The following is a 12110-nucleotide window of genomic DNA, read 5'->3' on the forward strand; positions in this document are numbered from 1 at the left end:
CACAACACCAACAAAGCCGCACTACAAGCAAAAAGTCGTCATGTGTTCCACGTCATACTGAGGGAGATCTGGCCCCACAGAGCGGAGGACGGCACATGACGGACAGAACGACCCTGAAAAAAGGAAGACTAGGCACCACGGCCCTCGTCTTCATGATCATCGCGGCATCAGCACCACTCACCGTACTGGCCGGCGGCGCGCCCACCACGTTCGCCGTCTCAGGACTGCTCGGGCTCCCCGTCGGATACCTCGTCCTCGGCGCAGCACTGATCATCTTCGCCGTGGGATACTGCGCCATGAGCTCTCGCGTCCACAACGCAGGAGCGTTCTACGCCTACATTTCCGAGGGGCTCGGAGCACGACACGGTATCGCCGCAGCGATACTGGCACTCGTCGTCTACAACATGCTCCAGGTCGGCCTCTACGGACTATTCGGATTCTCACTGTCCGCGGCCCTCGCGACATGGACAGGAATCAGCGTTCCGTGGTGGGTGGCCGGCGCGGTCGGTTGGCTCATTGTCGCGATCATGGGCGTGAGTAACGTCGACCTCTCAGCGAAGGTACTCGGGGTCCTCGTATCCCTGGAGTTTCTGGTCGTACTGGTCGTAATGGGGTACTCATTCATACATGCACCGGAGGGAATCGGAACGGACTCAGTACAACCCGACCAGTTCCTGACCCCCGGGGTCGGGGTACTCCTCGCATTCTCCATCGCAGCCTTCATGGGTTTTGAATCCGGCGCGATCTACTCCGAAGAAGCCAGAGACCCCAGTAGAACCGTCCCACGCGCGACCTACATCGCCGTGAGTGTCATCGCGTTGTTCTACGCGGCCTCGACCTGGGCACTGACCATGGGGGTCGGTCCGTCCGAGGTCGTCGACCAGTCGCGCGAGTACGGGCCGGACCTGGTGTTCGTGTGGCTCGCAGGATTCTCACCGCTGCTCTCCGACGTCGTGCACCTCCTGTTCGTCACCAGCATTCTCGCGGCGCTCGTCGCATTCCACAACGCCGCCGCCCGTTACTTCTTCGCACTCGGTCGCTCGGGCGTACTTCCCCGTGCGCTCGGCACCCCCGGGAAGAACGGGGCTCCCGTCGCCGGTTCCCTCACGCAGTCGGTGATCGGAGTCATCGTCGTCGCAGTGTTCGCCCTCGCCGGACAGGGATCCGAACTCGGCGAACTCTTCCCCGTGATCACCCTGTTCACCTGGTTCTCAACAGCCGCGGCATTCGGCCTGGTGTTCCTGCTCGCTGTGACTTCGCTCGCCGTCGCGAACTGGTTCCGCCACAACCACCACGGATTCAGCGTCTTCACCCGGGTGATCGCGCCGCTGGTCTCGGCGGTAGCGATGTTCATCGTGGCAGTCCTCATCCTCGTGAACTTCGACATCATGATCGGAGAAGAATCGCCACGGTCCCTGGTGTTCATCATGCCGGGAATCATCATCGGTGCAGGGATTCTCGGCAGCCTCTGGTCACTACGTTTCCCGAAACAGTCGGTCGACATGGACGCTCTCCCCCACCAACCACGTCCCGACGTCTCACCCGAGGAAAGAACGACCGTCTCCTTCTGACGGCAGAAGAACGACACACCAGAACACACGCCCAGTTTCCAGATTCAGAACCACCTCGTCAGGAGAACAGAATGAGCAAGAAAGTAGTTGTCGTCGGAGCAGGATTCGCAGGACTCGTCGCCGCACGCGAACTGCAGCTCGCCGGACTCGACGTGGACGTCGTCGAGGCCCGCGACCGTATCGGAGGTCGGGCCTGGACCGATGAGCGCATGGGGGCGAAACTTGAACTCGGCGCCACGTGGGTGCACTGGCATCAACCCCACATCTGGTCGGAGATCACCCGGTACGGCCAAGGAATCTACGCCAGTCCCCATGTCGATGCCGCGTACTGGGTGACCGGCGGGAAGGTCCGTTCAGGAACCGAGGAGGAGATAGACCGGAAACGCCTCCGGGCAATGGACAGGATCTACGAAGGGTCCCGGGAGTTCTTTCCGAACCCCTATGATCAACTTTCCGCCCTGGACGACCCCGCACTTCGCGAGAAATTCCTGGCAGCCGACCAGAGGAGCGTCTTCGACGAACTGGACGGCGGTGACTTCTCCCAGGAAGAAATCGACCTCACCGACGCCTACTGGTCAGGTGGCTTCATCGGCGAGCCACGTCAGGGGTCGTCACTCATGGCCAAGCAGTGGGCCGCCCTCTGCGACCACAACATGGCAGCCGTCGACGCCCAGACGCTGGGGTACAAACTCAACAACGGAATGCGGGGACTCTACGAATCCATCGCGGGAGACCTCAAGAATCCCGTCCGACTGTCGTCCCCGGTATCGAAGGTGTCTCATTCGCCGTCCCAGGCTACGGTCACGCTGCACGGAGGCGAAGAAATCACCTGTGACGCCGTCATCGTCACCGTTCCGGTGGGCGCACTGGGGACGGTCACCTTCGACCCCCCGCTGCCCGAGAAAATGAGGAAGGTCGTCGACCAGAAATGGAACTCGACCGGGGCGAAGATCTGGATCAAGGTGAAGGGCCGCCACAGTTTCATGGGAATGGCCCCTCAACCGGCTCCGATAAACATGCTCCGGTCCGAGGTCCTCTCCGACGACTCCACGATCATCGTCGGCTTCGGGGCCTACCACGACAAACTCGACCTCAATGACCCCGCCTGTGGCCAGAAAGTCATTGACCAGTGGCTCCCTGACCTCGAGGTGACGGACTGCACCGGACATGACTGGGTCTCCGACCAGTGGAGCGGTCAGGCGTGGGCGACACCCCGCAAAGGGCAGTTCACCGACAGCTGGCACCACTTCCGCACCACCGAGACCCGGCTGAGGTTCGCCGGGGCCGACTGGGCGAACGGATGGCGCGGAGTGTGTGTCGACGGAGCGCTTGAAATGGGGGTCACCACCGCGCGGGGAGTCATCCGGGACCTGGCCTGACCGTCCGTGCCCGCCCGTCCTCCCCGGGCTACCGGCACAGGCGGGTCCGGTACGCCCGGGGAGACTCCCCGTACTCGGACCGGAACGCCTTGGACACGTGCGATGCATCGAACAGGCCGTGCCGCGCGCTGATCGCCTGGACCGTGTCTCCCCGCAGCTGAGGGTCCGCCAGATCGGAACGTATCGCACTGAGTCGCTGGGAACGGATGTAGGACGCGACGGTGAGCCGCTGATCAGCGAAGTGTGCGTGCAGACTCCGGACGGACACGTAGAGCTCACGTGCCACCGCCACCGGTGACAGTTCAGGGTCCGCCAGATGGGAATCGATGTACTTCACCGCCCGTTGGAAGATCTTCGTCGGTGCGGTGAACCCGTCACCGCCACCCTGTCGTTGAGCGTGGTCGGCCAAGACCGTCACCAGGATGTCCAGTGATGACCTGATGAATGCCTGGCCGTAGGCGCCACTCAGTTCGTCCAGGTTGTGCGCCAACTGACGGAAAAGGGGCACGGCAAATTTGCCGAGCCCCTCATCAGCCGAGATCGGAGTCGCAGTGACCCCGTCGATCTCGTCGTCGCGGAGGTGAATGAACGACCGGGGGAAGAAGACAACGAGGCTTCGTTGCCGCTCCGGGAAATCCAGGGTGTACGGCCTCTCACCCGTATACAGCGCGAGATCGCCCGGGTGGAGCTCACAGTCTCTCCCGTCCTGGGTGAGGAGACACGTTCCCGCCAACTGGAGGCTGAGTTTGCACATGGGGGTACTCCGCCCCTCGCCACCTGCCGGAGACACAGGCCCCACTGACTGCACGTCCGGGTGGCCGACGGTGTGCGCGTCCGTCAGCATGTCGAAGAGCTCCACCTCCCCGAGATGCACGTGGCGGGCCTCTGCCGTGAACCCCGGGGAGGGACTGCTCACGCGAATACCGCTGAAGTTGCGGGTTATCAGTTCTGTCCACTGCATGAAATCGTGCGTTCTTGTTGTTTCCACGCCGGTCGTCACGTCTTCCTCCTGCCGCGGGGCGTCTGCGTCCGGGTCGTCGTCCCGAAACCCTTTCAGGCTAAAACGACTACAGCACGCTACAACACAAAAGTCCTGCACAATAAAGCAATTCCTTACGGTCGCACGCTGGCAGGATTGTCCTCACCTTGCGGTTCAGCCGAAACGCAGACAGTCGACACACACCGTCGGACGGTGCGAAGAGGAGCTATTGAGCATGTACACAGACCTATTGCAGACCATCGGCGCAGACTCCACCACCGGCCGACCGATACCGGACCCCGCCACGGACGAGGTTCTCGGGTACGCACCCGAACAGTCGGCACAGGACCTTGACGACGCCGTCGCCGCGGCCGCAGCGGCTCAGCCCGGGTGGGAGGAACTCGGCCACCGGGAGCGGTCACGACTCCTCGAGGCTGCCGCGGCAGCGATCGACGACAACGCCGAAGACCTGGCGCAGCTTCTCACCCGCGAATCGGGGAAACCACTCAACGGTCCGAACTCCCGCATGGAGGTTGCGATGTGCGGTGACTGGTTGCGTGCGACGGCCGGCTTCGACACCCCGGGCGACACGCTCGTCGACGACGGCGAGTCACACGCGACGATGTCGTACGAGCCGATCGGCGTCGTCGGCGCGATCGGGCCGTGGAACTGGCCGCTGATGATCACGGTCTGGCAGATCGCGGCGGCCCTGCGCATGGGAAACACCGCCGTGGTCAAACCGTCCGAATACACTCCGCTCAGCGTCCTGTCCCTGGTGCACGTCATCAATTCAGCACTGCCGGACGGTGTGCTGCAGGCCGTCTCCGGCGGCCGTGACGTGGGAGCCCGGCTGAGCGAGCACCCCGGCATCGGCAAGATCATGTTCACCGGTTCCATCGCCACCGGGCGTGCGATCGCCGCGGCAAGTTCAGGCACCCTCAAGAGGCTCACCCTGGAGCTCGGTGGCAACGACCCGGCGATCATCCTCGACGACTGCGACCCCCGCGCCATCGCCGAGGACCTCTTCTGGGGAGCGTTCATCAACACCGGGCAGACCTGCGCCGCCGTCAAACGTGTCTACGCTACCGAGGCCGTCTACGACGAACTCTGCACGTCACTGGCGGAGATCGCGGGCGCAGTCCCGATGGGACCGGGGGCCGACGAGAACAACGTGCTCGGCCCGCTCCAGAATCCGGCCCAGTACCGTATCGTCGCTGATCTTGTGGAGGCGGCCCGCGCCGGTGGTGCGCGTATTCTCACGGGCGGCGACCCGTCGGACGGTCCCGGAAACTTCTACCCTGCGACGATCGTGGCCGACATCTCCCCGGACAACCCTCTGGTCACGGAGGAACAGTTCGGGCCAGCTCTCCCGGTCATCCGGGTCAAGGACGCCGACGAAGCCGTCGAACTCGCGAATTCGCTGGACGTGGGCCTGGGGGCCTCGGTGTGGTCGGCCGACCGCGAGCGTGCGATGGACGTCGCCCGCCGTGTCCGCGCCGGCACCGTCTGGATCAACGGTCACGCGAAACCCGACCCCAGGATTCCCTTCGGAGGCATCAAGCAGTCCGGCTACGGTCTGGAATTCGGCGCCGAGGGGCTGAAGGCGGTGGCGGTCCCGAAGGTGTACAACGGCTGAGCACCGTCGGTCTCCCCGTCACAGACGCATCTCGGCACGCAGGTTGTCGGAGTTCATCTCCGACAGCCTGACACACGTCCCACCGAGCTGGTCGGCGAGCGCGTACGCACGTTCCTTGCGCACCTTCATCCGTCCCTCGCAGTCGACGACCAGATTTCCGGACAACCCCGCGCGGACGATGCGGCGACATGCCGTCACCACCCCCGCGGACCCGGCGTCGGAGGTGTCCTCTCCGTCGGTCAGGACCACCAGGAGTGCACGCCGTCCGGGTTCGCGACGGTGCTCCCGCTCCAGGAGGTCCAGTGCCATCAACAGACCTTCGGCCAGTGGGGTGCGACCTCCCACAGGCATGTCATCCAGCCGGCGCCGAGCTGTGTCCACCGATCCGGTCGGGGGGAGTACCAGAGTGGGGCTCCCGGCGTTCACGGCAATGACAGCGACCTTGTCCCGACGTTGGTACGCGTCGGTGAGCATCGAGGTGACTGCGCCGGTGACGGCACGCACCCGCGACCGGGCGGACATCGACCCGGAGGTGTCCACGACGAACACGATGAGATTCGACTCGCGCCCGCGACGCAGGGAGCCTCTCAGATCTTCTGCGTGCAGATCAACGAGACCGTCGGTCAGTGCCGCGCCCCGGTCAGCGGCCGCCATGAGGGTACCGACCAGGTTCACGCCATGTCCGGCCGTCACCGGACGGGTGTCGGCCCCGTGGAGGGTGTACGCCAGCGACCGACGTCCGGCAGGGGCGTCGTCATGGCCCGTGCGCTCCAGGCGGAACACGCGCGGATCAAAAGGGTTCGCCGGAGCCGGCGGTACCTGCCTTCCCGGTCGACTCCGCACGCGCCTGGGATTTCCCCTGCATCGCCTGGTCATCCGTCTCCGCCTCACTGTCCACCAGGACCTCGGCTCCGGTCTCCTCGTCGGTGGCTTCACTCGCCGGACCACCGTCGTCATTGTCCTCGAAGAACCGCCGGGCCTCCTCCAACGTCTCGCGGATCTCCCTCTCCTCCATCTCCGGCGCCTCGAAGGGCTGCCGGCGACGGCGATGCGGCAGGGCAAGCCGGGCGGCGACATCGACGTCGACGTCAGTCACTCTTTGCCGCCCCTCCCATGCCGCATGCGCGATGGCGGTGCGGGTGATCACGAGATCCGCACGCATCCCGTCGACGTCGACCCGGGAGCACAACCAGGCGATGGTCTTCAACACCGCCTCCGGCAGTTCAACCTGGCCGATGACGCGTCGTGCCCGGTCGATCCTCTCCGCGATCCGGCGGTCGTCCACCTGCCACTGCGCCGCCATCGTATGCGGATCGTCCTCGAACGCGAGCCGACGACGGATGATCTCCACCCGTGTCTCCGGTCGTGTGGAGGCGGCGACATCCACGGCGAGACCGAACCGGTCCAACAGCTGGGGGCGTAACTCCCCTTCCTCGGGATTCATTGTGCCGACCAGGACGAAACTCGCCGGCGAGCTGTGGGAGATCCCGTCTCGTTCAACTGTCACCCTGCCCGAGGCAGCGGCGTCGAGCAGCGCATCGACGAGATGGTCGGCAAGCAGGTTCACCTAGTCGACGTAGAGGACTCCACCGTCGGCCTGTGCGAGGAGTCCGGGACGGTACTCCGCACGCCCGGTGGTGAGAACTGTCTCCATGTCGAGGGAGCCGATGACACGGTCCTCCGTGGCACCGACGGGAAGATTCACCAGTGGCGCGTCCCCCAGCAACGACGCGAACGCGCGGACCGTCGTGGTCTTCGCCGTCCCCTTCTCCCCTCTCACGACCACACCCCCGATACGTGGTGAGATCGCGGTGAGGATCAGGGAGAGCCGGAGATCGTCCTGTCCGACGACCGCCGAAAACGGGAACAGCGGTTGTGGTGTACCGGTGGTCATCGGTCCCCACTTCCACGGGGCACGATGTCCGACGGATGATGCGCCAACGCGGTCACGGTACAGGACATGAACCGGAACAACGGCAGATTCCACAGGATATCGTGGAGCTCATCGGTATCTGACACCTCGAAGACCGAGTAGTTCGAGTACTCCCCGGCAATCCTCCAGATACTGCGCCAGATGCCCCGGCGCTGCAGGTCCTGGGAATACTCCTTCTCCCGGGCAATCGTCTCCGCGGCGACCTCCGGATCAAGGTCGTTCGGGATCGACACGTCCATACGGACGAGGAACAGGGCCATGGTCGACCTCCTAGTCTTCTAGTCGTACATCTCATTCACGGGTGAAGCGGTCGATGGCCGACCAGTCGGGTTCCAGACCGAGACCGGGGCCCTCCGGCAGGCTGACCTGCCCGTCGACGTACTCCAGGTCGGTCGTCGTATAGGATTCCCGCAGCAGCATCGGCCCGAAGAGTTCACTACCCCAGCTCATCGCCGGCACGGCGCAGGCGAACTGCAGCGACGCAGCGGTACCGAACGGCCCCTCCAGGCTGGTGGCACCGTGACACGCCAGGCCCGCGGCCTCTGCGACGGCCGCAGTCTTCAACGACTCCCGCAGTCCGCCCAGCTTCGTCGTCTTCACCGCGATGACGTCCGCCGCTTCTGCCCTGACGACCGCCAACGCGTCAGCCGGACTGCACACCGACTCGTCCGCCATCACCGGCACGCCAGTCCGTCGGGTGATCTCCCGGAGTGTCGCCAGATCATGGGCAGGAGTCGGCTGCTCGAACAGGTCGAACCCGGCGTCGGCCAACCGCGGCAGGTGGGTCAACGCCGTGATCCGGTCCCACCGGGCGTTCACGTCGATACGCAGCGACACCTTGTGCCCGACCTCGCCGGCGAGTGCGACGAGACGGTCGACGTCACGGGCAGGGTCACCAGCACCCATCTTCAGCTTGAAGCTGCGGTGCCCGTGTGAGGCGATGCGCTCCTCGATCTCGGCGACCGCCTCACCCACCGGCAGCACACCGAGTGCCCAGGTGACGTCGACGGAATCGCGGCACCTCCCACCAAGAAGATCTCGCACCGGGATCCCCAGGGACCTCGCCCACGCGTCGTGCATGGCGACGTCGCAGGCCGCCTTCGCGAACCGGGCGTTGGCGACGACCTTCTCCATGTCGGCGAGGACACCGACGAGTTCATCGACACGTCGACCGATCATCACCGGTGCGATGAACTTATCGACGAGAGGTTTCATCGTCTCGACACACTCGCCACCCCACCACGGTCCCCCGGGAACGACGCCTTCGCCGAAACCGGTGACTCCGTCGGTGGTGGTGACGGTCACCAGAAGGATGGACTGTTCGGTGGCCGTGGTGGTGGCGAATCCGTGCGGCCGGATCAACGGCACATCGAGGATCCGCGTGTCCACCCGCTCGATGGCCAGCCCCGCCGACGTCACGGTCTCAGTCCTCCTTGTCGAGGGCGAAGCTGTAGTCGACGACGTTCATGTCACCCTCGGTGGCCGGATCCAGCAGGAGCTCCGGCTTCACGGCCGTGGCGACGTCGTTCTCGATCCATTTCCCGCCCTTGAAGTACAGCTGAGTGGTGATCTCGCGGTAACCGGGATGGGTGACCCGCAGGTGCAGATGCGCCGGACGCCAGGGGTGTCCACCGTAGGACTCGACGAACCAGCCGGTCGGCCCGTCATGCGGAATCATGTAGGGGGCAGGCTGGAGCGTCTTGATCTCGTACTTACCGTCGTCGTCGGAGACGATGGTGCCCCGGAGGTTCCACTCCGGGATGTCCGGTGCGAACTGTGAGTAGTAGCCGTCCTCGTCGGCGTGCCACAGTTCCAGGCGGGCCCCACCCAGGCCGTTGCCGTCGACGTCGGTGACCTGACCCCGGAAGATCAACGGGGTCGCGGCCTTGTCCTTGTCGCGCATCGGCATCTCACAGTGCGACGGAAGCTCCGGCGCATCCGGGACATAGTACGGCCCCTCAATGGATCCCTTGGTCCCGGTGTACGCGTGCCGGTTGTAGTTGATCTCCTCAATGTCGTGCTCGAGGAAGACATCGAGCCACAGCGGCCACTCGCCGTACTCACCGACGTCGATCATCCACTGTTTGACGACCCGGTACTCGTCGTAGGTGACCTCGTGCTTACGCGCGACATCACCGATCGCTCCAAGCAGATCCTTGTAGATGGCATTTGCGCGCTCCCGGGAGGTGTCGGCGCTCACCCTGTTCTTCTTGAACTTGTCGGTCGCGGCATTTCCGGATCCGTGGGCGGTGGGGTTGTCAGTTCCCGTAGTCATGGTCTCTCCTCGTGGTGCGGTGGTTGCGATTCGAACAATCTCCACTGTGGTCCGCGACACAGGGTTCGTCAATGAAAGTAACGGAAAGTAACTCCGCACAGACAGCCCCTCATTCAGCCCCGGAATTACCACAGCGTCCAGCATCACAGCAGGTCATGGCACCGTCATCCTCGGACAATTCCCGAAAGACGAACATCGCAACGGCCGTCACCCTACGAGGATCCCTCATACGGCTAAAGGTTTATCCACCCCTGTAACAGATACCCCGCCGGGGGTTCACTCGTTGATATCTTCTGGAGCCAGAACAATATCGAATTGTGCCCGGCGCCAGCTCGTGCCCTCGAGTCGCCGTCCGTCAGGCGTGGGCTCCTCTGCCGACTGTGTGTGGAACGGTGTGATGAGGGAGTTCTTCACCCCGAACACGGAGTCGCCGATCTCGAGCTGGGGGTCGCCCTCGACGAAAATATGGGTCACCAACGTGCGGAGGCCCGGCGCCGTCACCATGAAATGCAGGTGTGCGGCGCGTACCGGTGAACGCCCGACGGCGCTGAGCATCTTCCCCACCGGGCCGTCGTGCGGGATCGGATACGGAACCGGTGTCAGTCCCCAGAACCGGAAACGTCCGTCGTCGTCACTGTGGAGACAGGCCCGTCCTGCCGTTCGCCCGTCGCCGTACTGCACGTCGTACAGTCCGTCTTCGTCGCATTCCCATACCTCGATCCTGGCCCCCGGTACCGGGTTTCCGTCGGTGTCGGTGACCGTCCCCTCGATCCACGCCGGCTCACCGACGGCGCCGGCGGCGATATCTCCGCCGAGGGGGATTTCAGGGGCGTCGTCGACGAAGAAGGGTCCGAATACCGTGGCTTCCGTCGCGTTGCGGTAGGCCTCGTTGTTGACCGCGATCGTCTGCATCGACACGCCGAGGGTGTCGGAAAGCAGAATGAACTCCTGCCGTGTGTCGTCCGTGATGTGCCCGACGGCGGTGAGGAAATCGACAGCGTACCTCCACTCCGCCTCAGTCAGCCTGACCTCGCGGACAAGTGCGTGGAGGTGGCTGACGACCCCCTCCATGATCTCGCGCAGCCTCGGGTCGGGACAACCGGAGAAGGAGTCGAGCACCCGGCGGAGCAGGTCCTCTTCAACGGCTGTCTGACGGTCACCCGGGGCATTCCCGGACGGACGTTGACGTGTGTTCATGGTGTCTCACTCCTCAATGGTCAGGTGTCGGGGGTCACGGCCGTCCATGGCGGCGTGGAGCAGCGTGGTCAGCGCATTCCCGGTGACCGGGCGGGGGTTTCCCTCCGGAATGTGTTGTCGGATGATGTCCACGGCGGTCGGCACGTCGGAGGCACCGAATCCGTAGTCGGACAGCCGCTGTGGGGCCCCGGTCCGTTCCCTCAGCTCAGCCAGGCCCACCGACGCGTCCTCGGCCCCCAGGGCCTGCGCGATCCTCGCGTCCGCGGCAGGGGCGGACGGGGCGTTGAAGGCCAGGACATACGGCAGCACGACAGCGTGGGTCTGCGCATGAGGCAGGTTGAACGTCCCCCCGAGTACGTGGCAGATCTTGTGGTGCAGACCGGAACCTGCCGAGGCGAAGGCGACCGCAGACAGGTATGCGCCGTACAACACCCGGTCCCTGCCTGCCACAGAGCCGGGGTCCTCGACGATCATCGGCAACCCTTCGCCAAGGACACGGATGCCTTCCGTCGCCAGCGCCGCATTGATCGGATCCGCCCGCGGTGCCCAGAGTGAATCCACGCAGTGGGCCAACCCGTTGAGACCGGAGGCCACCGACATCTCCACCGGAAGCGACAGGGTGAGGCTGGCGTCGTAGACCACCGTCACCGGGAGGACCGAGTCAGACACACCGGTCGTCTTGCGGTTCCCCTCGGTCAGGCCCCAGACGTTCGTCGCCTCGGAGCCTGCGTAGGTGGTCGGGACCGCAATGACGGGTTGCCCACCGGTCAGCGCCACGGCCTTCGCCAGTCCCGTCGTGGAGCCACCGCCGACGCACACGATCAGGTCGACGCCGGCGGCACGTGCCGCGTCGCGTGCCGCATCCGCGGTCTCCACCGGGACGTGCATCACGACGCCGGTGTGCCACACCGCGACCTCGATGTCGCCGACGACCTCCCTCGCCAGGTGCAGTTCCCTCTCCGAGGCGATCACCATGATTCGCCGGGCCTTCAGGCGGGCGACCTCATCGGCCAGGTTCGACCGGGCCCGTCCGTGACCGAACAGCACCCGCTGTCCCAGCGTCACATGCTCGAAGGCGAGTGCGGTCTCGTTGTTCTGCGGCATTCAGGACTCCTTCGGAAGGTACAGGTGACAACCACT

10 protein-coding genes and 1 pseudogene are annotated in these 12110 nt (G+C 64.7%); 3 read left to right on the forward strand and 8 right to left on the reverse strand.

The window, feature by feature from the left end:
• The first annotated feature begins 95 nt into the window (after positions 1 to 95).
• Positions 96 to 1571, forward strand: a complete 1476-nt coding sequence (locus tag PQI66_RS04825) for an APC family permease (protein ID WP_339996442.1) — start codon at positions 96 to 98, stop codon at positions 1569 to 1571.
• Complete coding sequence (locus PQI66_RS04830; protein ID WP_339996810.1) at positions 1568 to 2950, forward strand: flavin monoamine oxidase family protein; 1383 nt, start codon at positions 1568 to 1570, stop codon at positions 2948 to 2950. Before PQI66_RS04825 ends, PQI66_RS04830 begins: the two co-directional genes overlap by 4 nt.
• 28 nt (positions 2951 to 2978) lie before the next feature.
• Here the strand turns inward: PQI66_RS04830 and PQI66_RS04835 are convergent, their stop codons facing one another.
• Positions 2979 to 3911: an AraC-like ligand-binding domain-containing protein gene (locus PQI66_RS04835; RefSeq protein ID WP_339996443.1), complete on the reverse strand. Its 933-nt coding sequence runs from the start codon at positions 3909 to 3911 to the stop codon at positions 2979 to 2981.
• 253 nt (positions 3912 to 4164) lie between these two features.
• Here PQI66_RS04835 and PQI66_RS04840 point away from each other — a divergent pair, with 253 nt between their 5' ends.
• Complete coding sequence (locus tag PQI66_RS04840) at positions 4165 to 5565, forward strand: aldehyde dehydrogenase family protein (RefSeq protein ID WP_339996445.1); 1401 nt, start codon at positions 4165 to 4167, stop codon at positions 5563 to 5565.
• A gap of 18 nt (positions 5566 to 5583) precedes the next feature.
• Here PQI66_RS04840 and PQI66_RS04845 read toward each other — a convergent pair whose 3' ends face one another.
• The 7 genes and pseudogenes from PQI66_RS04845 to PQI66_RS04875 all read right to left on the reverse strand — a co-directional run bounded on the left by PQI66_RS04845 (position 5584) and on the right by PQI66_RS04875 (position 12074).
• Positions 5584 to 6348 (reverse strand): vWA domain-containing protein, encoded by a 765-nt coding sequence (locus tag PQI66_RS04845; RefSeq protein ID WP_339996447.1) that lies wholly within the window; start codon positions 6346 to 6348, stop codon positions 5584 to 5586.
• A 7-nt stretch (positions 6349 to 6355) separates the two neighbouring features.
• Positions 6356 to 7459: pseudogene (locus PQI66_RS04850) on the reverse strand (ATP-binding protein).
• Positions 7456 to 7758: a muconolactone Delta-isomerase gene (gene catC / locus PQI66_RS04855; protein ID WP_339996448.1), complete on the reverse strand. Its 303-nt coding sequence runs from the start codon at positions 7756 to 7758 to the stop codon at positions 7456 to 7458. Before catC ends, PQI66_RS04850 begins: the two are co-directional and overlap by 4 nt.
• A gap of 31 nt (positions 7759 to 7789) precedes the next feature.
• Positions 7790 to 8917, reverse strand: a complete 1128-nt coding sequence (locus PQI66_RS04860; RefSeq protein WP_339996449.1) for a muconate/chloromuconate family cycloisomerase — start codon at positions 8915 to 8917, stop codon at positions 7790 to 7792.
• Positions 8918 to 8921: 4 nt separating this feature from the next.
• On the reverse strand, positions 8922 to 9773 hold the full coding sequence (catA, locus tag PQI66_RS04865; RefSeq protein WP_339996450.1) for a catechol 1,2-dioxygenase: 852 nt from the start codon (positions 9771 to 9773) through the stop codon (positions 8922 to 8924).
• Between the two features lie 276 nt (positions 9774 to 10049).
• Positions 10050 to 10970, reverse strand: coding sequence for a dioxygenase family protein (locus PQI66_RS04870; protein ID WP_339996451.1), 921 nt, complete (start codon positions 10968 to 10970; stop codon positions 10050 to 10052).
• A gap of 6 nt (positions 10971 to 10976) precedes the next feature.
• On the reverse strand, positions 10977 to 12074 hold the full coding sequence (locus tag PQI66_RS04875) for a maleylacetate reductase (protein WP_339996452.1): 1098 nt from the start codon (positions 12072 to 12074) through the stop codon (positions 10977 to 10979).
• Between the last annotated feature and the right edge of the window lie 36 nt (positions 12075 to 12110).

The sequence above is a fragment of the Corynebacterium sp. USCH3 genome (assembly GCF_037619475.1).
GTDB lineage: Bacteria > Actinomycetota > Actinomycetes > Mycobacteriales > Mycobacteriaceae > Corynebacterium.